We start from the raw sequence: 24,029 nt of genomic DNA, 5'->3' as shown, positions 1-24,029 counted from the left end.
ACGCGGCGGGATGAGGCTCGGATCTGCATGGGAGGATCATAGCCGACCGGACGCCGGGGCGAAAGCGGCGCCGTGATCTGCGCCGCCTGTGGCGGCTGCCTCCGCCTCGTGCGGCCACCAGAACCAGCGCACGGCCTCTTGCGCGGGATCGGGGGCATCGGGCGCGGGGGGTGGCGGCATCTCACGGGCCGCCGCGACCAGGTCACGCGCCAGATCGAAACAGGCGGCCGGATCCGGCGCGACCAGTTCGGGCGGTGGGGCAGGGTGCAGAAGGCTGGCGATATCCGTCGGCTCTGCCGGGCTGCCGTGGCCCCTGGCCCGCCAGATGCCGCTGCGGCTGTCCACGCGGTAAAGCCGCATCAGATCGGCGCCGTGATCGGCGACAAAGGCAACCGCACGCCGGATGTGATCGCAGGTTGCGGGCGTCATCAGCCAGTTGAGGCCGATCCGTGCCCAGCCGGGGCGGAACAGGCTGTGGCCGGCGGCCACCAACGCCTCGTGCCGGGCGGCGGTGTCACGATCCAGCCCCAGCAGCGCATGGCCGTAGGGGCCTGCGCAGGAACAGCCGCCGCGGGCCTGGATGCCGAACAGGTCATTCAGCAGCGCCACGACAAGGTTGTGATGCAGCATCCGCCTGCCTGCAACGACATTGAGCGCAAAGATCCCCAGCCGGTCCGGGTTCTGCGGGCCGAGGATCCTGATCCGCGGGTTCCTGCCCCAGTCGGCGAAGGTCTCGGCCACGATCCGCGTCTCTTCGGCATGGATACGCGCGGTGCCCACCAGATCCTTTAGTCGCAGCACCATGCCGGCGCGGATATCGCCCAGGATCGCGGGCGTTCCGGCCTCTTCCCGCCGTTCGGCGGCCGCGACGAAACTGTGCCGGTCTGCGGTCACATAGCTGACCGTGCCGCCCCCGGCCACGGTGGGTCGCGGCGTGTCGCACAAGGCGCGGTCAACCACCAGCACCCCCGAGGCGCCGGGCCCTCCGGCGAACTTGTGCGGCGACAGGAACACGGCATCAAGATGGTCGTCGGCAGTGGGGGCGCTGCCGGCCATGCCGATGGAAACATAGGGGCCGGCGGCGGCAAAGTCGCAGGCGATCAGACCCCCCGCCGCATGCATCATCCGGGCGATCGCGCGCAGATCGGTGCGCAGCCCGGTCACGTTCGACGCCGCCGCGAAGGCCCCGACCTTGAGCGGGCGGTCGCGGTGGAGCCGAAGCGCCTCGGCCAGGGCCGCAAGATCGGGCGCGCCATCGGCGCCCATCGGAATGCGCAAAGTGTCGCAGGCGGCCTCGCGCCAGATCAGATCGTTCGAATGATGCTCATGCGGGCCGATCAGCACCAGTGGCCGCCCCCCGGGGTGCTGCGCCAGCAGGCGCGCGAACTTGTCGATCGCGGCGGTCGCCCCGGCCCCGGTGAAGATCACCGCATGCTCCGGCCCGGCGCCAACCGCCGCGCGCACCGCGGCGCGCGCACTTTCGCGCAGGCGCGTGGTGTGCATGCCGGTGTGGGACGTTTCGGTATGGGTATTGCCGTAGAAGGGCTGCACCTGCCGACGGATCGCTTCCTCGATGAAATCGAGCGACCGGCCGGAAGCCGTGTAATCGGCATAGATCAGCGGACGGGGGCCGAACGGGCCGGCAAAGGCGCTGCCTTCGCCGACAAGGCCGGCGCGCACACGTTCCAGCCAGTCGGTGTCGCCGCCCTCAGGCCTGGCCGAGCGGAAGCTCGGTGATCTTCTTGACCTGCTCCATCGAGAAGCAGGATGTGACGTTGCTGAGCTCGATTCGGGCGATGAGGCGCCGGTAGAATGCGTCATACGACTGGTTGTCCCGCGTTATGACCTTGAGAAGATAGTCATATTCCCCCGCGAGCCGGTTTACCTCCATCACTTCGGGAAAGGCCTGCACGGCCTCGCCGAAGCGTTCGAGCCAGTCGACCGTGTGCCGGTCGGTCTTGACCATGACGAACACGGTCAGGCCGAAGCCAAGCTTCTGCGGGTTCAGGACCGCGATGCGGTTCTCGATATAGCCTTCCTTCTCAAGGCGCTGAATGCGCCGCCAGCAGGGGGTGGGGGACAGGCCCACCATGTCGGCGACCTTGGCAACGGACAGGCTACCATTGCGCTGCAAAGCGTCAAGTATGCGCAGATCAAAGGAATCAATTGGCAAGATTGTCCTCACATTGTGCTTCTTTGGAGTGTTTTTGCACCAGAGCGCGTGGCTCTGGCCGCGTCAAGCGGAATGAACATGCCATGCGGCGCCACCGGTCGCCCAGGCCCGGGGCCTTGATTTTCGACACCGGCAGTTTTCATCAGGAGCGATCCCGCCTGAGTCGGCCCGGCGATGCAGGTTGCGCCCGATATGGGATCACATCCGTGCCGATGTGCGGGGTCCGGTGAGGGCCTGATGGCTCCGGCCCGATGCTTGGCGGGGCGTGCATCGGGCCGTTGAGGGCGGGATGCCGGCGGATCTCTGATCAGGACCGGCGGCACCCGTGCTGCAGCGGGCTCCTGCCCTCAAGGCCGTGATGTCACATCGCCCAGGCGGTGGCAGGCTGTTTTTCGGGTCCGAAGCAGCAGAGCCCGGGTGCCCCCGTGATCCGGCACGAAGGATCTGGGAACCGAACCTGCGCCAGCCCGGCCGGCGCAGGTGTCGGGGATCGTGCCTGTGGGGGTATCTGCCCCGTCCCCGGCCGCAGATGCCCTGCTGCCGGGGGGGCGGCCGCGCCGGAACCCGGCCCGGATGGGCCGGACGGATCTGCCGGCGCGCCGCCTCAGATCGGATAATGCAGCGGGCCGTTCTGGGTGGTGATCCAGCGCAGTTCGGTGAATTCGGCTATGGCCGCCGTGCCGCCGAAACGGCCATAGCCCGAGTCCTTCACCCCGCCGAAGGGCATCTGCGCCTCATCATGCACGGTGGGGCCGTTCACATGGCAGATGCCGCTTTCGATCCGGCGTGCGACCTCGAGCGCGCGGGCCTCGTCCTGCCCGAAGACCGCGGCAGAAAGCCCGAACTCGGTGTCATTTGCGATGCGCACGGCCTCGTCCAGACTGCCGGCCCGGATGATCGCGGCGACCGGACCAAAGCTCTCTTCGGCATAGAGCCGCATTGCGGGTGTCACGCCGTCAACGGCGGCCGCGTCCAGCATCGTGCCCCGGCCATCGCCGCCGGCGATCAGGCGGGCCCCCTTGGCGACGGCATCGGCGACCAGAGCCTTCACACGCTCGGCCGCCTCGGCATTGACGAGCGAGCCCAGCGGGTGGCGTGCCTCGGTCGGATCTCCGGCGCCGAGGCTGCGGACCTTCTCGGCAAAGGCGGTAACGAAGCGATCAGCGATGCCGGGGGTGACGATGATCCGTTCGGTCGACATGCAGATCTGGCCCTGGTTCATGTAGGCACCGAAAGCTGCGGCGGCCACGGCCGCATCCACATCGGCATCGTCCAGAACGATCAGCGGCGCCTTCCCGCCCAGCTCCAGCAAGGCGGGTTTCAGATAGCGTGCCGCCGTTTCGGCAATGATCCGGCCAACGCGGGTCGATCCGGTGAAGTTCACACGCCGGACGGGGCGTTGCGCGATCAGGGTTTCGACCAGTTCGGCTGCGGTTTCGGGCGCATTCGAAACTGCGTTGACCACCCCACGAGGCAGGCCCTCGGCCACGGCCTCGACGATCAGCGCATGGGTCCGGGGGCACAGCTCGGACGTCTTCATCACGACGGTATTGCCGCAGGCCAGCGGCGCTGCCAGCGACCGCACGCCAAGAATGACCGGCGCGTTCCAGGGTGCCATCGACAGCACCACGCCCACCGGCTGGCGCACCGCCATGGCCATGCTGCCGGGGCGGTTCGAGGGGATGATCTCGCCCTTGATCTGCGTGACAAGGCCGGCGGCCTCGACAAGCATCTCGGCGGCAAGCGAAACGTTGAACCGCGCCCAGGCCTCGGTCGCGCCGATCTCCTCTTTCATCGCCAGAACGATGTCATCGGCGCGCCCGCGCAGGGACTCGGCCGCAGCCAGAAGCAGGCGCCGCCGCTCGCCCGGTGCGGTGGCCGCCCATTCCGGGAAGGCGCGCGCCGCCGCGGCCACGGCGGCCTCGGCATCCTCGGTAGTGGCGGCGGCAGCGCTTGTCACGGCCTGGCCCGTCACGGGGTTCGTTCGCTCGAAGCGGTTCCCGTCAGAGGCGGGGCGGTATTCGCCATCGATGAAAAGCTCGGTCTTGTGCATGGGATGTCCTTCTCGTGAATGTCCGGAGTGGTGCCGCCCAGGAAGGCATGTTGCACCGCGGGATCGTGCAGAAACGCTGCCGCTGCGCCCTGGCCCACGCCGCGCGCCCCCTCCGGCATCAGGGCGCGACCTGCCAGCTTCAGGCTCTCGCGCACCTTCTGCTCCAAGATGACCAGGGCACGTCCCGCACTCTGGCTACGCATCAGTGCGGCAAACGGTTCCTGAGTCACGACCGAAGCAAGGCCAGGCGAGGGGCTGTCCAGCAGCAGATGGTCGGGCGCCGGCATCAGTGTGCGACCGATGCCGACCACCTGCTGTGCGCCTCTCGCCCCCGTGGGGCCAGTCGGCAGCGCCGTTTCGCAAGACGGGGAAAGAGGCCATGGACCCGATCCCGCATCGACGCCAGCAGCCCAACCGCCGACACGATACAGAACACCGTTCTGCGCGAGAAATGCCGCATGTTTCCTCCCTGGTCACCGCAGCTCATTCCCCACTGCGGTTCCTGCTAGTGTAAGCGACTGTCACCCGGTAGGAATGCACTGTTGCGGGCAAATACTGTACTTTTGGGGGTGACATGAGGTCCGAGACGCAGGCCCGAGATTTTCCCGCCTTTGCAGCACAAGTCATTCGTCCGGCACTCGGGGTGGCCGAATACGGCCTGTCCCCGGGGCAGGCGCATCTGGTCTTGATTGAAGCGGGCGCAAGCGACGGGCCGGCGCCGCTCTTGTCCGCGCCGCAGATTCTGTGGCTGCCGCAGGGCGAGGGGCGACGACTGCGCCTGATGGCGGGATCGCGCGGCATGCATCTGGCACTATCGACCCGCGGCTTGTTGCAGGCGATGCCGACGGGGCCGCTTTTTGCGCAGCTTCGGGGGCTTCTGAGCCATCGTCTTGTCCTGTCGCCGGGGTCCGAGCAACGCCGGATCGCCGCGCAGATGCGCGATATCGCGGACGAGCTTTATCGGGCCGAACCGGGGGCCGAGGTGCTGGTCACGAGCGTGGTGACGGCGCTCTTGATCCTGCTGTGGCGACAGGCGCAGGGGGACCGGGTCTATCCCCGTTCGGTGCCACGCAGTGTGGTCGACGGGTTTGTGCTGCTGGTTGCGGAGCATCGGCGCGATCACTGGCGGGTCGAGGATTATGCCCGCGCGCTCGGTGTCTCCCGCGACCGGCTTGGCGGGGCGATCCAGCGGGCGACCGGTCTTTCCCCCCAGGCCTATATCCACCGCGAGATGCTGGCCGAGGCGCGCGACCTGTTGCAGAACGCGCCGCTGCATGTGGCTGAAATCGCCTTTCGGCTGGGGTTTCAGGATCCTGCCTATTTCAGCCGCTTCTTCACCCGCGCCGAGGGCCTTTCGCCCGGTCGATACCGGCGGATGCGCCGGGCGGCTGCCGGGGGGCAGGATCAGTCCTTTGCGGCCTGGCCGTGACATGATCTTGAAATCGGCAGTGCATTGAACTAAGTCTGGCGGACTAAACCGGAGTGCCGCCATGAAGATCGTCAACATGCATGAAGCCAAGACCCATCTGTCGCGGCTTGTCGAGAGCGCGGTGAAGGGCGAGCCCTTTGTCATCGCGCGGGCGGGCAAGCCCCTGGTCAAGGTCGTGATGATCCAGGCCGAGGAGCCGCGCCGCACCGGGTTTCTCAAGGGTGCGGTCGATCTGCCCGAGGATTTCGACAGCATGGCCAGTGACGAGATCCAGACCCTGTTCGAGGGGCGTGGGCCGGCGTGAACCTGCTTCTGGATACGCATCTTCTGCTGTGGGCGGCGGCGCGGGATGACCTTATGTCGGCCCGTGCCGATGCCCTGGTCAAGGATCCCGCGAATGCGCTGTGGTTCAGCGTCGCCAGCCTTTGGGAGGTGGCGATCAAGCGCAGCCTTGACCGTCCGGATTTCCGCACCGATGCCTCGGTTCTGCGGGCCGGGCTTCTGGCCAATGGCTACCGCGAGATCGCGGTCGAGGGGCGGCATGTGCTGTCGCTTGCCACGCTGCCGCCGATTCACGGCGACCCGTTCGACCGGATCCTGATCGCGCAGGCGATGGCGGAAGGGCTGACACTGCTGACCGCCGACCGACGTGTTGCCGATTATGGCGGGCCGGTGGTTCTGGTCTGAGCGCTGCCTCCGCACCGCCCGCCGGCGCGCCTGCGAACCGGGGCGTGGACCGGACGCGGATCCAGCCGCATATGAGCTGCCAAGTTCCCCGCATCGGTGTCCGCCGGCCGTGAATGAACGGCAGGCGGCCGGGCGATGCTGGGCCCACGCCACGGGCGGTGGCACCTGATTCCGGCGTGCGCGGCGCGGGTGCAGTTCTCTGCAACGCCTGGCCCACCCTGCGGAAGTTGCGGCGAGACACCCGGCGGAATCAGGCGACTCGTGCGGTGCCGCGCGGGCGATCCGGCCCTGTATCGCAAGGGCCTTCGGTCCTGCCGCGACCAAATTCACGCCACGGCCACCCCAGATATTGACATTGCGGCCCACCAGGACGCAATATGGCGGAGCTTTGGTGCTTGCGGGGCGACTCGCAGGCGAAGAGGGAAGCCGGTGCGATTCCGGTGCTGCCCCCGCAACTGTAAGCGGCGAGTGACGCTGGAAATGCCACTGGGCCTTGCCCGGGAAGGCCAGCCGAGCCCCGACCCGCAAGCCAGGAGACCTGCCAGGGCACGAGATGACGACCAGCGGCGGAGGGCCCTGGGGCGCGCGCACCGGCCGGGATATCCCGTGCCGGCTACGTGTCCCTGCCCGCGCGAAACGTGAAAGGGACTGAACGATGATCACCGTCTATTCGAAACCGGCCTGCGTGCAGTGCACCGCCACCACCCGCGCACTTGAGGCCCGCGGCCTCGATTTCCAGGTGGTCGATCTGACCCAAGATGATGCAGCCTTTTCGCATGTGACCGAGCTTGGCTATCGCCAGGTGCCGGTGGTCGTGGCGGGCGAGGATCACTGGTCGGGCTTTCGCCCGGATCTGATCGGCCGTCTGGCCTGACCGGATCTGAGGCAATGCAGGGGGCAGGGGTGGCGCAGCTGGTGCATTTCTCGTCGCGGTCGGGCAATACCGAGCGCTTCGTGAACGCCCTTGGCCTGCCAAGCCTGCGCATCCCGATCGCGGCCGATGCGCCGCTGCCGCAGCCCGCGGCGCCCTTCGTGCTGATCTGTCCGACCTATGCCGATGGCGAGGGGCGGGGCGCAGTGCCGAAACAGGTGATCCGCTTCCTGAACGATCCCGCCCGGCGCAGCCTTCTGCGCGGCGTGATTGCCGGGGGCAACCGCAACTTCGGGGCGACCTTCGCGCTTGCGGGCGCGGTGATCGCCGAAAAATGCAACGTTCCCGTGCTCTATCGCTTCGAGCTTGCGGGAACGGAAACCGACATCGCCCGCGTTCGTGCCGGGCTTGGCAAATTCTGGGGAATGGAATGCTTGACCACGGCCTGAAAGGCCCGGCCGCGACCGCGCCGGCGACGCTTGACTATCACGCGCTGAACGCGATGCTGAACCTTTATGACGAGGCCGGCCGCATCCGCTTCGACGCCGACCGGATGGCGGCGCGCCAGTATTTCCTCCAGCATGTGAATCAGAACACCGTGTTCTTCCACAGCCTTGATGAAAAGCTCGGTTATCTGGTGGACGAAGGATATTATGAGGCCGAGGTTCTGGGGCTTTACAGCCGTGCCTTCCTGCATCGGATCTGGGACGCGGCCTTTGCGCGCAAGTTCCGCTTCCCCACCTTCCTTGGCGCCTTCAAGTATTACACCTCCTACACGCTGAAGACCCGCGACGGGCAGCGCTTCCTGGAGCGCTATGAAGACCGGGTGGTGATGGTGGCGCTGGCGCTGGCGCGTGGCGACGAAGCCCTGGCCATGAGCTTCATGGACGAAATCATTTCGGGCCGGTTCCAGCCCGCGACGCCGACCTTCCTCAATGCCGGCAAGAAAAGCCGGGGCGAGCTGATCTCGTGCTTCCTGCTGCGGCTGGAGGACAACATGGAATCGATCGGGCGCGGCATCAACTCGGCCCTGCAACTGTCCAAGCGCGGCGGCGGGGTCGCGCTGATGCTGACGAACCTGCGCGAACATGGCGCGCCCATCAAGGGGATCGAGAACCAGTCGTCCGGGGTGATCCCGGTGATGAAACTGCTCGAGGACAGCTTCAGCTATGCCAACCAGCTTGGCGCACGGCAGGGGGCGGGCGCGGTCTATCTGAACGCGCACCACCCCGACATCCTGCGGTTCCTCGATACCAAGCGCGAGAACGCCGACGAGAAGATCCGCATCAAGACGCTGAGCCTGGGCGTGGTGATCCCGGATGTGACCTTCGACCTCGCCAAGCGCAACGAGGACATGTACCTCTTTTCACCCCATGACGTGGAGCGCGTCTATGGCATGCCCTTCTCGGATATCTCGGTCACCGAGAAATACGACGAGATGGTCGGCGACAAGCGCATCCGCAAGAAGAAGATCAATGCCCGCGCCTTCTTCCAGACCCTGGCCGAGATCCAGTTCGAATCCGGCTATCCCTACATCATGTTCGAAGACACGGTGAACCGCGCCAATCCGGTGGCCGGGCGCATCGCCATGTCGAACCTCTGTTCCGAGATCCTGCAGGTCAACGAGGCGTCCGAGTTCAACGATGACCTCAGCTATCGTCACCTGGGCACCGATATCTCGTGCAACCTCGGTTCGCTGAATATCGCGGCAACGATGGATGGCGGCAATCTGGGTGCCACGGTCGAGGCCGCGATCCGCGCGCTGACGGCGGTGTCGGAAATGTCGGCCATCGACAGCGTGCCCTCGATCCGGCGCGGCAATGACGAAGCCCATGCCGTGGGGCTGGGGCAGATGAACCTGCACGGTTTCCTGGCGCGCGAACACATCCACTATGGCAGCTCGGAAGGCGTGGATTTCACCCGCTGCTATTTCGCCGCCGTGGCCTTTCACGCGATCCGGGCGTCGAATGCGCTGGCGCGCGAAAAGGGCCGCAGCTTCGTTGGCTTCGCGCAATCGAAATATGCCGACGGCAGTTTCTTCGACAAGTATGTCAGCCGCGACTGGTTGCCGGAAACCGAGACAGTGCGCGACCTGTTCGCCCGGATGGGGGTGGCTCTGCCCTCACGCGAGGACTGGGCGACGCTGCGCGAAGCGGTGATGCGCGACGGCCTTTACAACCGCAACCTGCAGGCGGTGCCGCCGACGGGCTCGATCAGCTATATCAACAATTCCACCTCCTCGATCCATCCGATCGTCTCCAAGATCGAGATCCGCAAGGAAGGCAAGATCGGCCGGGTCTATTATCCCGCGCCCTTCATGAACAACGACAACCTCGAATACTACCGCGACGCCTATGAAATCGGCCCCGAGGCGCTGATCGAAACCTATGCCGCCGCAACCGAGCATGTGGACCAGGGCCTGTCGCTGACCCTGTTCTTCCCGGCCGAGGCCACGACCCGCGATATCAACCGTGCCCAGATCCTTGCGTGGAAAAAGGGCATCAAGACCATTTATTACGTCCGCCTGCGCCAGACCGCCCTTGAGGGCACCGAGGTCCAGGGCTGCGTTTCCTGCACATTGTGAGGCATTCATGAAGGATTTCATCCCCCGCGCGGTGCCGCGCGCCATCAACTGGAACCGTCTGCAGGATGACAAGGATCTCGAGGTCTGGAACCGGCTGACGGTGAACTTCTGGCTGCCCGAAAAGGTGCCGCTGTCGAATGACGTGCAAAGCTGGGCCACGCTGCGCCCCGAAGAGCGCGAGCTGACGATCCGCGTCTTCACCGGGCTGACGCTGCTGGACACGATCCAGAACGCGATCGGTGCGCCCACGATGCTGGGGGATGCGCAGACCCCGCATGAAGAAGCCGTGCTGACCAATATCGCCTTCATGGAGGCCGTTCATGCGCGCAGCTATTCCTCGATCTTCTCGACGCTGTGCATGACCAAGGAGGTGGACGAGGCTTTCCGCTGGTCCGAGGAAAACCCCCATCTTCAGGCCAAGGCGCGGCTGATCCTGGACGAATATGATGCCGGCGCGAACCCGCTCAGGCGCAAGATCGCAAGCGTGTTCCTCGAAAGCTTCCTGTTCTACTCCGGCTTCTACCTGCCGATGTACTGGTCCAGCCGGGCCAAGCTGACCAATACCGCGGACCTGATCCGCCTGATCATCCGCGACGAGGCGGTGCATGGCTATTACATCGGCTACAAGTTCCAGCGCGCCTGCGAACGGCTGCCGCAGGCCGAGCGCGACGCGCTCAAGGATTTCGCCTTCTCGCTGATGTTCGAGCTTTACGAGATCGAGGCCCGCTATACCCAGGAGCTTTATGACGGGATCGGCTTGACCGAGGATGTGAAGGCCTTCCTGCATTACAACGCCAACAAGGCGCTGCAGAACCTGGGCTATGAGGCGCTGTTCCCGCCCGCTGCCTGCGAGGTGAACCCGGCAATCCTGGCCGCCCTGGCCCCGGACAGCGAGAACCACGATTTCTTCTCGGGCTCGGGATCGTCCTATGTCATCGGCAAGGCCGTTGCCACCGAGGATGAGGACTGGGACTTCTGAGGCGCCGCGACGAGGAAGGCCGGAACCCGCAGCGATGCGCCGTTCCGGCCTCCGCGCGAGTTCGTGATCACCGTCCGGAAGGCCGGATCGTGCTCCGGCCGCGATGCCGTCGCTGACCGGGCGGCAGGACAGCCGGCCGGGCCGTTCCGGCCGGTGATTCTGCGACGGGCTCTTCGGGCGGCAGCCGGGCTCCGACTGGCCGGGTAGCGGTGAACAGCCCGCGGCTCTGCCTGCCGAGGGGATCTGTCGCGAAAGAATCGTCTGGCCCCGCACGGCGACCGGGGCTGCCGACGGCGGACAGCCGGATCGCGCGAAGCCGCAGCCCCCCGCAGCGGCACCATGATCCCGCGCGGGATGGCGTGGCGCCTGAACCGGCCCGCGTTCTGCTGCGTTCAGTCGCCCTCGAAGGTGAACAGCGCAAGGCTTCGTTCGCGTTCGTTGATCGCCAGCTTGCGGTTGAGCGGCGACTGCGCGCGCGAGGCGCAGTTCTGCCGTTCGCACAGATAGCAGTTCAGCCCGATATCGGTGGGCTCGCTGCGGGTCGGATCGATGCGGTCGGCATAGATCAGCCGCGGCGCGTAGGAGACATCGCAGCCAAGGCCGATCGCCATGCGCTGCGCGGGCGCCGAATGGGTGCCCCCGGCGCGGGTGACGGTGCGCGCGATCGAGAAATAGCTGGTCCCCTCGGGCATGCGAATGATCTGGGTCTGGACCTGGCCGGGCATTTCGAAGGCGGCATGGATGTTCCACAGCGGGCAGGTGCCCCCGAAGCGCGAGAACGGGAAACGGCCGGCGCTGAACCGCTTTGACACGTTTCCGGCCCGGTCGATGCGGACGAAGAAGAACGGGATGCCGCGCGCCTCGGGGCGTTGCAGGGTAGACATGCGATGCGCGGCCTGCTCGAAACTGACGCCGAACCGGTGGCTGATGAGCTCCACGTCATAGCGTTCCTGTTCGCAGGCGGCCAGAAACCGCGCATAGGGCATCAGCAGGGCGGCCGCGAAATAATTGGCCAGGCTGACGCGGGCAAGGCTGCGTGTTTCGCGATCCTCGAAGGCGGCGGCGGCGATCGTCTCCTCGATCAGCGTCTCGTATTCCAGCCGGGCGATCAGCACGCCGATCTGGAAGCGGCGACTGGCCTGGCCCAGAAGCTCGGACAGCATCAGATCCTTGCGGTGCGGATCATAGCGGCGCAGCGCCCCGCCCATCACCGCGGCCGGAAGGATGCGAACCCGGATGCCGTGGCGCGACAGCCGCTCGGTCAGCGCGACATGGGGTTCATCGCGGTGCAGACCCATGTCGCGGGCCAGCGCCTCGGCGGCGCGGTCCACCGCATCGACATAGTTGCCGTGATCGTAAAGCCAGTCGCGCACGGTTTCGACGGGCCGCGCGATCTGGCCCAGAACCTCGACCTTGTTGCGGTCGGTCAGGGGATTGTCCTCGGCCTGGGTCCGCATCAGCGTTTCGGTGTATTTTCCCTGCAGCCGCACCAGCGCGGCGGCGATGCGTGGCGAGGCCTGAAGCGCCGCCTCGATCTCGCTGCGGGGCAGGGGGCCGAGTTCAAGTGCGGGATCCTTCAGCGCCGCCTCGAAATCCGAGGCCAGCTGCGCGTCCACCTCGGGGGCAAGCTCCGAGATGTTCATGTCATAGACCTGCGCCAGCCGCATCAGCAGCTTGGCCGAGGCCGGGCGCTGATCGGCCTCAATCAGGGTGATGTAGCTGGCCGAGATGTCCAGCTGCTCGGCCATCTGCGCCTGCGTCAGGCCCAGCGACTTGCGCAGCACCCGCAGCCGGCGCCCGATCATCAACTTGGTCATGCGTTTTGTCACACTGACAATCCTACTGAATGATGCGGTGCGGCATTACAAAACTTACAGCCGCACCCCTTTATTTGAAAAGCATAATGCATAACGGAACTGACATTACTAGTGTGACATTGTGAATCGCATACAGTCGCATACGGAAAGGATGCCGGAATGTCCCTTGATCTCTCTCCGACCGCTGCCAAGACCCTTCTTGTTCTGCGCGACGTGCCCGGTGCCGAGCGTGTGCTGACGCCGGAGGCGATTGCCTTTCTCGGCGCGCTGCATGCCGCCTTCGGGCCGCAGATCCAGGCGGTGTTGCGTGCCCGCTTTGCACGCCAGCATGGGTATGACTCGGGCCGCCTGCCGGGCTATCTCGAGGAAACCACCGATATCCGCCGCGGCCCCTGGTCGGCCGCCCCGGTTCCGGCGCCCCTTGCCGATCGCCGGGTCGAACTGATCGGCCCCGTCACCCGCCCCGAGATGATTGCCGCAATGTCTTCGGGCGCACGCAGTTTTGTCGCCGATTTCGACGATGCCACCGCGCCGCGCTTCGACACGATGATCGCGGGTCAGGCCAATCTGATCGACCTGTGCAGCGGAGCGTTGGCCGAGGGCGCCCCGGCCCTTCCGGATGCGCCGGTTCTGTTCGTCCGCCCCCGCCGCCTGCACCTGCACGAAGGCAACATCATGATCGACGGCGGCCCGATTGCCGCGGCGCTGTTCGACTTCGGACTGCACATGTTCCACAACGCCCGGGCGCTGGCCGACGCGGGCCGCGGCCCGTTCCTGTGCCTTGCCGGGATCGAGAACCACCGCGAGGCGCGGCTGTGGAACAGCATCCTTGGCTGGGCGCAAGAGCGGCTGGAGCTTGCCCCCGGCGCGATCCGCGTCACGGTCGAGATCGACGCCCTGCGCGCTGCCTTTGAAATGGACGAAATCGTCTGGGAACTGCGCGAGGTCATCACTGCGCTGATCGCGGCGCCCGGAACCTATGTGCTCAGCTATATCCGGACGCTGCGCAACCATGCCGCCCATGTTCTGCCCGACCGGGCCGAGCTGCGCCTGGATCACGGATTCCTGGCCCATTACGGCGCACGGCTGGTCAAGGTCTGCCACCGCCGCGGCATTCATGCCCTGGGCGGCGTGGCCAGCCAGCTTGCCGGCCCCGCCGCGACGCTTGAGGTGCTGCGCGCCGACAAGCTGCGCGAGGTCGAGATGGGCCATGACGGCAGCCGCGTGTCGGATCCGGCCCTCGTGGCGCCGGTCCGGGCCGTCTTCGACGCCCATATGCCCGAGGCGAACCAGATCAAGCGTCCGCGCCAGTATTACCGCATCGAGGAGCAGAAGCTGCTTGAACCGCATCGGGGCGCGATTACCGAAACCGGCCTGCGTGACAGCATCGCCACCGCCCTTGAATGCCTTGCCCGCTGGCTTTCGGGCCGGGGCAGTGCCCCCGCCGGCGATGCGCCGCCCGACATGTCGACCGCCGAGATCTGCCGCGCGCAGCTGTGGCAATGGGTGCGTCATGGCGCGACGGTCCAGCTGGATCAGGGCGGCACCCGGACCATGACCGCCGAGTGGTTCAGCGCGCTTCTGCAGGCCGAAGTCGGCACGATCCTTGACCGGATCGGCGGCGGCGCCTTCCACCGCGGCCATTACGCCTCGGCCGTGCGGCTGCTGAGCGAGGCGGTCACCGCCGAGATGCTGCCCGATTTCATCGCCGTCCCGGCGGGTGACGTGCTCAACGCGCTTGAATGACGTTCCGGCCCGGGCCGTCGCGCCCGGTGCCGTTCCACCCATACCCTCTTGCCTGTCAGAAAAGGACCCTCAGCATGGCACGACGCAAATCCTACGCCGATCTTCGCAACGAGGCACTGGCCCGCTATCCCTCCGGCCAGACCCCCGGCGGCGTGAGCGTGGACGACATCGTGCAGCTTCGGCTGCAGAACAGCTATGACACCCATCTTGACATCGCGCGCGACATGGCCCGCGTGATGCGCGAGGACATGGCTGCCTATGACGCGGACCCGAGCCTTTCGACCCAGTCGCTGGGCTGCTGGTCGGGCTTTCACGCGCAGCAGATGATCAAGTCGGTCAAGCGTCTGCGCGGCACCACCAAGCGCGCCTATGTCTATCTGTCGGGCTGGATGGTGGCCGGGCTGCGCAACCGCTGGGGCCATCTGCCCGATCAGTCGATGCATGAAAAGACCGCCGTTGCCGACCTGATCCAGGAAATCTACACCTCGCTGCGGCAGGCGGATGAAGTGGCGATCAACGATCTGTTCAAGGACCTCAAGGCGGCCCGCGCTGCTGGCGACGCCGCTGCCGAAAAGGCTGCCATCAAGGCGATCGATACCTTCGAAAGCCATGTCGTGCCGATCATCGCCGATATCGACGCGGGTTTTGGCAACGAACATGCGACCTACCTTCTGGCCAAGGAGCTGATCAAGGCCGGTGCCTGCTGCCTGCAGATCGAAAACCAGGTTTCGGATGCCAAGCAATGCGGCCACCAGGACGGCAAGGTGACCGTGCCGCGCGAGGATTTCATCGAAAAGCTGCGCGCCTGCCGCCTGGCCTTCGAGGAACTGGGCGTGGACGACGGCGTGATCGTGGCCCGGACCGACAGCCTTGGCGCAGGCCTCACCCAGAAGGTGCCGGTGTCGAAAGAGCCGGGCGATCTGGCGTCCGACTACATCAAGTGGCTCAAGACCGAGCCGATCAGCGATGCCAACCCGATCCGCGACGGCGAGCTGGCGCTTTATCGTGACGGCCAGTTCGTGCGCCCGGCCCGCCTGCCCAATGGCCTGTTCCCCTTCCAGGACGGGTCCGGCCGGGCGCGGGTGATCGAGGACTGCATCGCCTCGCTGACCCAGGGCGGCGCCGATCTGCTGTGGATCGAGACCGACACCCCGAATGTGGATGAAATCGCCGGCATGGTGAACGAAATCCGCGCGGTGGTGCCGAATGCCAAGCTGACCTACAACAACTCGCCCTCGTTCAACTGGACGCTGAACCTGCGCAAGCAGGTGCGCGAGCAGTGGATCAGCGAAGGCCGCATCACCGAGGCCGACTATCCGGCCGGCAACGAGCTGATGAAGCCCGAGTATGACGCGACCGACCTGGGCCGCGAGGCCGACGACCGGCTGCGCCGCTTCCAGACCGACATCTCGACCAGGGCCGGCGTGTTCCACAACCTGATCACCCTGCCCACCTTCCACCTGACGGCGAAATCGGTGGACGAACTGAGCCGGGGCTACTTTGGCGAGGACAAGATGCTGGCCTATGTCAACACCGTGCAGCGCGAAGAGATCCGCCGCGGCATCTCGGCCGTCAAGCATCAGCACGAAGTGGGTTCGGATCTGGGCGACACATTCAAGGAAATGGTCGCGGGCGAACGTGCGCTCAAGGCCGGTGGCCATGCCAACACCATGAACCAGTTCGCCGCAGAGTAACCGCGGCCGACCTCCGGCCCCGTTGTGGTGCAGACCGCGTCCCGAAGGCTCCGGCCTTCGGGACGATCGCATTTGCACCGCCGGCCGGCGCGCGCTGTGACAAGCGGCGGGCCCTTGGGCCGGCAAGGCGATCCCCCGGGCAACCGCCTGCCGCTCCCCTGGGCCGACGGCCATGCGTCCGACCGCCGGTCACGCAGGCAGGCACTGCCCCGATGCCCCTGCGCGGGGGCGCCGGAGCCTTGCCGATCGTGCCTGTCGCGGCAGCGGCTGGGTTTGTGGGACTTGCCCCGGCGCGAACTGGTGCGGGCGGGGGGCTGGCTGTCTGCCGAAGGCGACGGCGAGATATCCTCGCGTGCCGGTGCCCGGGGGTCGCAGGCGGCTGGTCCTGCTGCCTCCGGTTCCGGCGATGTCGCAACATGGTCCGAGGAGACTGTCTGCTGCATGGATGTGGCGGCCTGTCGCCGCATCGGGACCGGCGCGGCGGGTGACAGATTGACCTCGCCCCCGCAGGTGGAACTGGGTAGGCTTGGCGAAGGACAACCCAGGATTTGCAAGCAGATGCAGGACCCTTCGCTTCTGACCACGGCGGAAATCGCGGCCTATCTTCGCGTCAAGGAGCGCACGATCTACGAGATGGTCAACCGCCAGACCATCCCCTTCACGCGGGTAACCGGCAAGCTCTTGTTTCCGCGCCGTCTCATCGACGCCTGGGTCGAGGCGCAGACCGAGCATCCTGCGGGAGGCCCTGCCGCTCCGCCGCCGATCTATGCCGGGTCGAACGATCCGCTGCTGGAATGGGCGTTGCGGGAAAGCGGATCGGGCCTGGCGGTGCTGGCCTCGGGTTCGGGCGAGGGGCTGGCAGCCTTGGCCGAGGGACAGGCAGTTCTGGCAGGCTGCCATCTGCTTGATCCGGAAAGCGGCGAATACAACCTGCCCGCGGTGCGCGCGCGCCTGAGCGGCGGAATCGTCGTCATCCACTGGGCGCGGCGCGAACAGGGGCTTCTGGTCGCACCGGGCAATCCGCTGGGCATCACCGATCTTTCCGATGTGGCGGCGCGGGGGTTGCGTCTGGCGCGGCGCACCGCGGGCAGCGGCTCTGAACGTCTTCTGGATGTATTGCTGACGCGCGCCGGGCTGACGCCAATGGCCGTGCAGCCCGCCGCGCGCCGGGTTGCCACCCATGCCGACCTTGCCACCATGGTCGCCACCGGCGAGGCGGATTGCGGGCTGGGGCTGAAGGCCGTGGCGGGGCCGCTGGGCTTCCTGCCGCTGATCGCGGACGAATGTTTCGATCTGGTGCTTCGCCGCCGGGATTATTTCGAAGCCCCCGTGCAAGCCTTGCTGCGCTTTGCCCGAGGCCCCGACATGGCCGCCCGTGCCGCCCGTCTGGGCGGCTACGATCTGACCGATCTGGGCGCGGTGCGCTGGAACGGCTAGGCGCACGGATCGTTGCCCGATCATGCCACGAGGAGGAATTTCATGGATGTAACCGTCTACAGCACCAAGCCCTATGACCGGCAGTTCCTTGACGCCGCCGCAACCGGGCAGGATCTTGCGCTGCATTTTCTCGAAGCCCGGCTGACGACGGACAGCGCGGCGCTGGCCCGCGCCGGGGCGGTCTGTGCCTTTGTGAACGATGACCTTTCGGCGCCGGTGCTGCGTGTGCTTGCCGATCGCGGTGTGCGGCTGATCGCCTTGCGCAGCGCCGGTTTCAACCATGTCGATCTGCCGGTGGCGCGCGATCTTGGGCTGCATGTGGCGCGGGTGCCGGCCTATTCGCCCCACGCGGTTGCCGAACATACCATGGCGCTGATCCTCGCGCTCAACCGGCGTATCCACCGCGCCTATAACCGCGTGCGCGAGGGGAATTTCGCGCTGGACGGGCTTCTGGGCTTCGACCTGCATGGCAAGACGGTGGGCATCATCGGCACCGGCAAGATCGGCGAGGTTCTGGCCCGCATCCTTTCCGGGTTTGGCTGCCGGCTGCTGGGGCATGACCCCTTTCCCAACCCGGTGTGCGAGGCCCTGGGCATGGACTATGTCGGCCGGGACGAGATCCTGTCGCGTTCGGATATCCTCAGCCTGCATTGCCCGCTGACACCGGAAACCCACCACCTGATCCGGGACGAGGTGCTGCCGCTCCTGCGGCCCGGCATGATGCTGATCAACACCAGCCGCGGCGCGGTAGTGGAAACGCAGGCAGTGATCCGCGGCCTCAAGGAGGGGGTGATCGGCGGGCTGGGGCTGGATGTCTATGAGGAAGAGGCCGATCTGTTCTTCGAGGACCTGTCCGATCAGGTGCTGCATGATGATGTCTTTGCGCGGCTGCTGACCTTCCCGAACGTGCTGATCACCGGCCATCAGGCCTTCTTCACCCGCGAGGCGATGACCAATATCGCCGAGACGACGGTCGAGAACCTGATCGCGTTCCGCCAGAGCGGGCGCGCGCCGCATGAGATCTCGGTCGAGATGATCGCCGGAAAGCCCTGATGCCGGTGCTGCTGGCCGCCTTGCCCATCGCGCTGGTGGTGGGGGCAATGCTGGGCCTGCGCTGGCGCGCGGCCTCGGCCGGGGCGCTGGGGCTGGGGGCGGCGCTGGTAGTGGGCGCGTTCGCCTTCGACTATGGCGGTGCGACGGTGCTTGCCGGAACCGCGGCCGAGGCGGGCTTCCTGACCGTGACGATCCTCTGGATCATCTTTCCCGCCCTTTGCCTTTACGAGGCGCAGCTGCGCGCCGGCGCCTTCGAGACGATCCGCAGCGCGCTGGTGCGGGTGGCGGATGATCTGCGCATCCAGGTGCTGCTGGTTGCCTGGTTCTTCGGCCTGTTCATGGAGGGGGTGGCGGGTTTCGGCACGCCCGTTGCGCTTGCGGCGCCGCTTCTGGTGGCGCTGGGGATCGCGCCGGTGCGGGCGGTGGTGCTGGCGCTGGTGGGCCATGCCGCGGGGGTATCCTTCGGGGCGGTCGGCACGCCGGTCATGGCGCAGATGGGGATCACCGGGCTTGATGGTCAGGCACTGGCCTGGCCTGCGGCGGCGCTGCATGCGACACTGGGGCTTGGGCTGGTTGCGGCGCTGTTCCGGCTGGCCGCGCCGGGGTGGCCCCCGCGGGCAGCCTGGGGCTGGCCGGTTCTGGCGGCGGCGCTGTTCCTTGGCCCCTCCCTGGCCCTTGCCGCGATGGTAGGCCCCGAGCTTCCGACGCTTGCGCCGGCACTGGTGGGCGGGGCGGCCTTCGCGCTGGTGGCGCGGCGTCATGCGGTAGCGGCACATCTGCCCGGCCCCCCGGCCGGGGCGCTCCTGCGGGCCGCCTTGCCCTATCTGGTGCTGATGGCGCTGATCCTTGCGACCCGGCTTCTGCCGCCCTTGCGCGAACCCCTGCGCGCGATCGAGATTGCCTGGACTCTTCCCGGCGGCTTCTCGGGCCGGATCGAGCCGCTTTACCATCCCGGAACCCTGCTTCTGATCGGGTTTCTTCTGGGCGGTGTCCTGCAGGGGCAGGCGGCGGGCCTTGCCCCGGCGATGGCGCGGGCGCTGCGCCGCCTGGCGCCGGTGGCGCTTGCGCTTCTCGCCATGCTGATGCTGTCGCGGGTTCTGGTGCATGGCGGCATGATCGCGGCCTTGGCCCAGGCTGCGGCGGCCAGCGGGGCGATCTGGCCGGTTCTTGCACCCTTCGTGGGGGTTCTGGGAACCTTTGTCACCGGATCGGCAACGGCGTCGAACATCCTGTTCACCGGGTTGCAGCAGGGTGCCGCCGAGGCGCTTGGCCTCACACCGCCCCTCATGCATGGCGCGCAGAACTTCGGCGCGGCGATCGGCAATATCGTCAGCCCGCACAACATCATCGCCGGGGCAGCGACCGTTGCCCTTGCTCCGGGGCGCGAGGGCGAGGTGTTGCGCCTGACCCTGCCGATCTGCGGCCTTTATGCGCTGGCGGGCGGGGTGTTGGTGTGGCTGGCGGGATGAAGGGCGCCTAGCCGCCCGGCGACGCATCGGCCTTGATTTCGCGCAGCACGATATTGGTCTGCACGTTGGCAACGCCGCTCAGCCGGAACAGGAACCGTTCCAGAAAGGCGTTATAGGCATCCTGATCGCGGCACAGCACCCGCAGATGGTAATCCGAGACCCCCGATGTGGCATAGCAGGCCTGAACCTCGGGGCAGCGCGTCACCTCGTCCACGAATTCCTGCACATTCTCGCGGCTGTGGCGCACCAGTTGCACATGGACAATCGCGTGAAAATCGAGGCCGGCCTTGCGGTTGTCCAGAAGGGCGGCATAGCGCCGGATCACCCCGGCGCCCTCAAGCGCGCGCACGCGCCGCCAGCAGGCCGAGGCCGACATGCCGGCGCGGTCGGCCAGATCCTGATTCGTGATCCGCCCGTCCTCCTGAAGGATGCGCAGCAGGCGCCAGTCCTGATCTTCCAGCTTCATCGCGCCTCGTGGCAGTTTTTTCCGCTTGGGGCAGGATGGCGGAAAATTGCTTTCGCAACAAGCGCGATCCGCGGGACAATCGGGAAACAATCGCCAGGGCGCGCGTGATATCCTGAAGAACCAGCTCGGGAGGGGAGGACCGGATGACCTTTCATCATCAGCCGTTGCAGGATTACGCGCTTGACGATCGTTACCTGCGCACCGAGGGGCGGGTGTTCCTGACCGGAACGCAGGCGCTGGTGCGCATCCTGCTGGATCAGGCGCGGCGCGATGCGGCGGCGGGGCTGAAGACGGGCGGCTTCGTCTCGGGCTATCGCGGATCGCCGCTGGGCGGGGTGGATCTGGAGCTTTGGCGCCAGCGCGACCGCATCGATGCGGCGGGCATCCGCTTTCTGCCCGCCGTGAACGAGGATCTTGCCGCCACGGCGGTGCTGGGCAGCCAGCAGGTGGAAACCGACCCCGCGCGCGAGGTTCAGGGTGTCTTTGCCATGTGGTATGGCAAGGGGCCGGGGGTGGACCGGGCGGGCGATGCGCTGAAACATGGCAATGCCTATGGATCCTCGCCCCACGGAGGGGTGCTTGTGGTCGCCGGGGATGACCACGGCTGCGTGTCGTCCTCGATGCCGCATCAGTCCGACGTGGCCTTCATGTCGTGGTTCATGCCGACGCTCAGTCCCGCCTCGGTCGCGGAATATCTGAGCTTTGGCGAATGGGGCTATGCGCTGTCGCGGTATTCGGGGATGTGGGTCGGGTTCAAGGCGATCTCGGATGTGGTGGAAAGCGCGATGTCGGTGCAACTGGCGCCCGACCGGATCTTTGTCGCGCCCGATCACCGGCCTCCCGCAACGGGGCTGCACTATCGCTGGCCCGACCTGCCCGGCCCGCAGATCGAAGAGCGGATGCAGGCCAAGAAAGACGCGGTGCTGGCCTTTGCCGAGGCAAACCCGATCGACCACGCGCTTTACGGCGGCCCGGCGCGCTTTGGCATCGTCACCACCGGCAAGGCGCATCTGGACCTGATGGAGGCGCTGCGGCTTCTGGGGCTGGATGCGCCGCGCTGCCGCAACCTTGGCATTGATATCTACAAGGTCGGCATGGTCTGGCCGCTGGCCCGGCGCCGGGCGCTGGATTTCGTGCGCGGCAAGCAAGAGGTGCTGGTCGTCGAGGAAAAGCGCGGCATCGTCGAAAGCCAGCTCAAGGAATATTTCTACGACTGGCCCGGCGACAAGCCGCAGCGCATGGTGGGCAAGCGCGACGAGTCCGGTGCACGGCTGGTGCCCTGGACGGGCGAGCTGTCGCCGCGCCTTCTGGTGCCGATCGTGGCGCGCCGGCTTGAGACACTGTTTCCCGATCAGGGCTTCCTGGCCCGCGCCGAGGCGCTTCTGGCGGCACCGGTGCCGCAGCTTTCGGTGCCCGGGGCGGTGCGGACGCCCTATTTCTGCTCGGGTTGCCCCCACAACAGTTCGACCAGGGTGCCGGAAGGATCGAAGGCGCTGGCGGGGATCGGCTGTCACTTCATGGCCAGCTGGATGAACCGCGAAACCTCGTCGCTGATCCAGATGGGCGGCGAGGGGGTGAACTGGGCCGCATCCTCGCTGTTCACCGGCAAGGGCCATGTGTTCCAGAACCTGGGCGAAGGCACCTGGTATCATTCGGGCTCGATGGCGATCCGGCAGGCGCGCGCCGCCGGGGCGAACATCACCTACAAGATCCTTTACAACGACGCCGTGGCGATGACCGGTGGCCAGCCGGTGGACGGGCCGGTCAGCGTGCAGGCGGTGGCCCACAGCTGCCGCGCCGAGGGGGTGGAGCGTATCGCGCTTGTCTCGGACGTACCCGGAAAGTTTCGTCTGGCCGATTTCCCCAGCGGAACCACGCTGCACCACCGCCGTGATCTGGACGCGGTGCAGCGTGACCTGCGCGAGATTCCGGGCGTGTCGGTGCTGATCTATGAACAGACCTGCGCCACCGAAAAGCGCCGTCGGCGCAAGCGCGGGCTGATGCCCGACCCTGACCGCCATGTCGTCATCAACGAACTGGTCTGTGAAGGCTGCGGCGACTGTTCGGTGGAATCGAACTGCCTGTCCGTTGAACCCGTGCAGACGGAATTCGGGCCGAAGCGCCGTATCAACCCCTCGGCCTGCAACAAGGATTATTCCTGCCTGAACGGCTTCTGCCCCAGCTTCGTCACGGTCGAGGGCAAGCGGCGGCGCGCGCAGGGGGGGCTTCCGCCGGATATCGCCGCCGCGCTGGAGGTGCTGCCGGAACCGGATCTGCCGCTGCTCGATCGGCCCTATGACCTTCTGGTGACAGGGGTCGGCGGCACCGGCGTCGTCACGTTGGGGGCGCTGGTCACCATGGCCGCGCATCTGGAGGGCCGGGGCGCGAGCGTGCTGGATTTCACCGGGTTCGCGCAGAAGTTCGGACCGGTGCTCAGCTATGTGCGGCTGGCCCCGACACCTGACGACATCCGGCAGGTGCGGATCGATGCGGCCAGTGCCGATGCGCTGATCGGCTGTGATGCGGTGGTGTCATCCTCGCCCAAGGCCTCGGCAAGCTATCGCCCCGGCATGGGGGCGGTGGTGAATGCGGCCATGATGCCCACCGGAGACATCGTTCTGAACCGTGACGCCGATCTGCGGATCGACGACCGGCTGGCGGCCATCGCCGCCGTGGCCGGGCCCGGGCGCATGCGGGCGATCGACGCGAACCGTCTGGCCGAGCGTCTGCTGGGCGATGCGGTCTTTGCCAACATGATCATGCTGGGCATGGGCTGGCAGGCAGGGCTGGTGCCGGTTTCTCGCGCGGCGCTGGATCAGGCGATCACGCTGAACGGCGTGGCCCCCGATCGCAACCGGCTGGCCTTTGCCCTGGGTCGGCTGGCCATCACCGCGCCGGACCTTCTGCGCGAAACCTCCGATGCCCCTGCCGCCGATGTCTCCGACCTGATCGAGCGGCGCGCCGCCTTCCTGACGGATTATCAGGATGCCGCCTATGCCGCGCGATACCGGGCGGCGCTGGCGCCCCTGGCGGCGGACCCGGATCTGCAGGCGGTTGCGGCGCGGTCGCTGTTCCGGCTCATGGCTTACAAGGATGAATACGAGGTGGCGCGCCTGCATCGCGATCCGGCCTTTGCCACGCAGATCGCTGAAGCTTTCGAGCCGGGGGCAAAGCTGCGCTGGCACATGGCGCCGCCGCTGCTGCCGGGGCGCGACGCACGTGGTCGCCCGCGCAAGCGCGAATTCGGCAGTGCGATGCGGCTTGGTTTTGCGGCGTTGGTCCGGATGAAGCGGCTGCGCGGCACGGCCCTCGATCCCTTCGGCCATACCGCCGAACGGCGGATGGAGCGCGCGCTGATCCCCTGGTACGAGGCGCTGCTGCAACGTGCGGCGCATGATCTGAACCCGGAGACCGGCGCGACGACCCGCGCCACCTGGCTGCAGATCCTGTCCGCCCCGATGGAGATGCGGGGCTATGGCCCGGTCAAGGAGGCTGCGGTGCAGGCCGGGCAGGCGCGGGTTGCGGCCCTTCTGGAGGGGCTGTCCGCCGCGCGCTGAACCCGCGCCCCGGT

Annotated in this window: 18 protein-coding genes and 1 riboswitch; of the genes, 13 read left to right on the top strand and 5 right to left on the bottom strand. The window is 66.9% G+C overall.

From position 1 onward, the window contains the following. Positions 1–36: 36 nt before the first annotated feature. The 3 genes from ACFQXB_RS09200 to ACFQXB_RS09190 all read right to left on the bottom strand — a co-directional run bounded on the left by ACFQXB_RS09200 (position 37) and on the right by ACFQXB_RS09190 (position 4,226). Complete coding sequence (locus tag ACFQXB_RS09200) at positions 37–1,680, bottom strand: aminotransferase class V-fold PLP-dependent enzyme (protein WP_377402520.1); 1,644 nt, start codon at positions 1,678–1,680, stop codon at positions 37–39. Between the two features lie 28 nt (positions 1,681–1,708). Further along, positions 1,709–2,173, bottom strand: coding sequence for an Lrp/AsnC family transcriptional regulator (locus ACFQXB_RS09195; protein ID WP_377402517.1), 465 nt, complete (start codon positions 2,171–2,173; stop codon positions 1,709–1,711). Between the two features lie 604 nt (positions 2,174–2,777). Continuing rightward, positions 2,778–4,226, bottom strand: a complete 1,449-nt coding sequence (locus tag ACFQXB_RS09190; RefSeq protein WP_377402514.1) for an aldehyde dehydrogenase — start codon at positions 4,224–4,226, stop codon at positions 2,778–2,780. 574 nt (positions 4,227–4,800) lie between these two features. Between ACFQXB_RS09190 and ACFQXB_RS09185 the strand changes: the two genes are divergently transcribed. The 7 genes from ACFQXB_RS09185 to nrdF all read left to right on the top strand — a co-directional run bounded on the left by ACFQXB_RS09185 (position 4,801) and on the right by nrdF (position 10,776). Next, positions 4,801–5,655 carry a helix-turn-helix domain-containing protein gene (locus ACFQXB_RS09185; protein ID WP_377402511.1) on the top strand — a complete coding sequence of 285 codons (855 nt, stop codon included), beginning with the start codon at positions 4,801–4,803 and terminating at the stop codon, positions 5,653–5,655. A gap of 61 nt (positions 5,656–5,716) precedes the next feature. Further along, the gene (locus tag ACFQXB_RS09180; protein WP_377402508.1) at positions 5,717–5,959 is read left to right on the top strand and encodes a type II toxin-antitoxin system Phd/YefM family antitoxin; all 243 of its coding nucleotides are present in this window, start codon (positions 5,717–5,719) and stop codon (positions 5,957–5,959) included. Beyond that, positions 5,956–6,342, top strand: a complete 387-nt coding sequence (locus ACFQXB_RS09175; RefSeq protein WP_377402505.1) for a type II toxin-antitoxin system VapC family toxin — start codon at positions 5,956–5,958, stop codon at positions 6,340–6,342. The genes ACFQXB_RS09180 and ACFQXB_RS09175 overlap by 4 nt, the downstream gene beginning before the upstream one ends. Before the next feature lie 372 nt (positions 6,343–6,714). Then, positions 6,715–6,902: riboswitch (cobalamin riboswitch) on the top strand. A 95-nt stretch (positions 6,903–6,997) separates the two neighbouring features. Further along, positions 6,998–7,216 carry a glutaredoxin-like protein NrdH gene (nrdH, locus tag ACFQXB_RS09170; RefSeq protein ID WP_377402502.1) on the top strand — a complete coding sequence of 73 codons (219 nt, stop codon included), beginning with the start codon at positions 6,998–7,000 and terminating at the stop codon, positions 7,214–7,216. Positions 7,217–7,245: 29 nt separating this feature from the next. Further along, on the top strand, positions 7,246–7,662 hold the full coding sequence (nrdI, locus tag ACFQXB_RS09165; RefSeq protein WP_377402878.1) for a class Ib ribonucleoside-diphosphate reductase assembly flavoprotein NrdI: 417 nt from the start codon (positions 7,246–7,248) through the stop codon (positions 7,660–7,662). Continuing rightward, on the top strand, positions 7,644–9,797 hold the full coding sequence (nrdE, locus tag ACFQXB_RS09160; protein ID WP_377402499.1) for a class 1b ribonucleoside-diphosphate reductase subunit alpha: 2,154 nt from the start codon (positions 7,644–7,646) through the stop codon (positions 9,795–9,797). The genes nrdI and nrdE overlap by 19 nt, the downstream gene beginning before the upstream one ends. A gap of 7 nt (positions 9,798–9,804) precedes the next feature. Further along, on the top strand, positions 9,805–10,776 hold the full coding sequence (nrdF, locus tag ACFQXB_RS09155; RefSeq protein WP_377402496.1) for a class 1b ribonucleoside-diphosphate reductase subunit beta: 972 nt from the start codon (positions 9,805–9,807) through the stop codon (positions 10,774–10,776). 392 nt (positions 10,777–11,168) lie between these two features. On the opposite strand, the gene ACFQXB_RS09150 is transcribed toward nrdF, so the two are convergent. After that, positions 11,169–12,593 carry a helix-turn-helix domain-containing protein gene (locus ACFQXB_RS09150; protein ID WP_377402493.1) on the bottom strand — a complete coding sequence of 475 codons (1,425 nt, stop codon included), beginning with the start codon at positions 12,591–12,593 and terminating at the stop codon, positions 11,169–11,171. A 159-nt stretch (positions 12,594–12,752) separates the two neighbouring features. On the opposite strand from ACFQXB_RS09150, the gene ACFQXB_RS09145 reads away from it, so the two are divergent. From ACFQXB_RS09145 to ACFQXB_RS09125, 5 genes are all read left to right on the top strand, one after another. Then, positions 12,753–14,339 carry a malate synthase A gene (locus tag ACFQXB_RS09145; RefSeq protein ID WP_377402490.1) on the top strand — a complete coding sequence of 529 codons (1,587 nt, stop codon included), beginning with the start codon at positions 12,753–12,755 and terminating at the stop codon, positions 14,337–14,339. 74 nt (positions 14,340–14,413) lie between these two features. Further along, positions 14,414–16,033 (top strand): isocitrate lyase, encoded by a 1,620-nt coding sequence (locus ACFQXB_RS09140; protein ID WP_377402487.1) that lies wholly within the window; start codon positions 14,414–14,416, stop codon positions 16,031–16,033. Positions 16,034–16,591: 558 nt separating this feature from the next. Next, positions 16,592–17,470 carry a substrate-binding domain-containing protein gene (locus ACFQXB_RS09135; RefSeq protein WP_377402484.1) on the top strand — a complete coding sequence of 293 codons (879 nt, stop codon included), beginning with the start codon at positions 16,592–16,594 and terminating at the stop codon, positions 17,468–17,470. Positions 17,471–17,512: 42 nt separating this feature from the next. Further along, positions 17,513–18,523 carry a 2-hydroxyacid dehydrogenase gene (locus ACFQXB_RS09130; protein ID WP_377402481.1) on the top strand — a complete coding sequence of 337 codons (1,011 nt, stop codon included), beginning with the start codon at positions 17,513–17,515 and terminating at the stop codon, positions 18,521–18,523. Next, positions 18,523–19,992, top strand: a complete 1,470-nt coding sequence (locus ACFQXB_RS09125) for an L-lactate permease (protein ID WP_377402478.1) — start codon at positions 18,523–18,525, stop codon at positions 19,990–19,992. The genes ACFQXB_RS09130 and ACFQXB_RS09125 overlap by 1 nt, the downstream gene beginning before the upstream one ends. Positions 19,993–19,999: 7 nt before the next feature. Here the strand turns inward: ACFQXB_RS09125 and ACFQXB_RS09120 are convergent, their stop codons facing one another. Then, positions 20,000–20,458, bottom strand: a complete 459-nt coding sequence (locus tag ACFQXB_RS09120) for an Lrp/AsnC family transcriptional regulator (protein WP_377402475.1) — start codon at positions 20,456–20,458, stop codon at positions 20,000–20,002. 143 nt (positions 20,459–20,601) lie between these two features. Here ACFQXB_RS09120 and ACFQXB_RS09115 point away from each other — a divergent pair, with 143 nt between their 5' ends. Next, positions 20,602–24,015, top strand: coding sequence for an indolepyruvate ferredoxin oxidoreductase family protein (locus tag ACFQXB_RS09115; RefSeq protein WP_377402472.1), 3,414 nt, complete (start codon positions 20,602–20,604; stop codon positions 24,013–24,015). Positions 24,016–24,029 lie beyond the last annotated feature (14 nt).

Source organism: Halodurantibacterium daqingense (assembly GCF_042666235.1).
GTDB classification, from domain to species: domain Bacteria; phylum Pseudomonadota; class Alphaproteobacteria; order Rhodobacterales; family Rhodobacteraceae; genus Halodurantibacterium; species Halodurantibacterium daqingensis.
This window is presented reverse-complemented; position numbering and strand designations above follow the sequence as displayed.

What these genes read in the sequence shown, in the direction of transcription:
- ACFQXB_RS09190 (WP_377402514.1), bottom strand. Translation starts at nt 4,226, where the DNA reads ATGCACAAGACCGAGCTTTTCATCGATGGCGAATACCGCCCCGCCTCT.
- ACFQXB_RS09185 (WP_377402511.1), top strand. Translation starts at nt 4,801, where the DNA reads ATGAGGTCCGAGACGCAGGCCCGAGATTTTCCCGCCTTTGCAGCACAA.
- ACFQXB_RS09180 (WP_377402508.1), top strand. Translation starts at nt 5,717, where the DNA reads ATGAAGATCGTCAACATGCATGAAGCCAAGACCCATCTGTCGCGGCTT.
- nrdH (WP_377402502.1), top strand. Translation starts at nt 6,998, where the DNA reads ATGATCACCGTCTATTCGAAACCGGCCTGCGTGCAGTGCACCGCCACC.
- nrdE (WP_377402499.1), top strand. Translation starts at nt 7,644, where the DNA reads ATGCTTGACCACGGCCTGAAAGGCCCGGCCGCGACCGCGCCGGCGACG.
- nrdF (WP_377402496.1), top strand. Translation starts at nt 9,805, where the DNA reads ATGAAGGATTTCATCCCCCGCGCGGTGCCGCGCGCCATCAACTGGAAC.
- ACFQXB_RS09150 (WP_377402493.1), bottom strand. Translation starts at nt 12,593, where the DNA reads ATGACCAAGTTGATGATCGGGCGCCGGCTGCGGGTGCTGCGCAAGTCG.
- ACFQXB_RS09145 (WP_377402490.1), top strand. Translation starts at nt 12,753, where the DNA reads ATGTCCCTTGATCTCTCTCCGACCGCTGCCAAGACCCTTCTTGTTCTG.
- ACFQXB_RS09140 (WP_377402487.1), top strand. Translation starts at nt 14,414, where the DNA reads ATGGCACGACGCAAATCCTACGCCGATCTTCGCAACGAGGCACTGGCC.
- ACFQXB_RS09135 (WP_377402484.1), top strand. Translation starts at nt 16,592, where the DNA reads ATGCAGGACCCTTCGCTTCTGACCACGGCGGAAATCGCGGCCTATCTT.
- ACFQXB_RS09130 (WP_377402481.1), top strand. Translation starts at nt 17,513, where the DNA reads ATGGATGTAACCGTCTACAGCACCAAGCCCTATGACCGGCAGTTCCTT.
- ACFQXB_RS09125 (WP_377402478.1), top strand. Translation starts at nt 18,523, where the DNA reads ATGCCGGTGCTGCTGGCCGCCTTGCCCATCGCGCTGGTGGTGGGGGCA.
- ACFQXB_RS09120 (WP_377402475.1), bottom strand. Translation starts at nt 20,458, where the DNA reads ATGAAGCTGGAAGATCAGGACTGGCGCCTGCTGCGCATCCTTCAGGAG.
- ACFQXB_RS09115 (WP_377402472.1), top strand. Translation starts at nt 20,602, where the DNA reads ATGACCTTTCATCATCAGCCGTTGCAGGATTACGCGCTTGACGATCGT.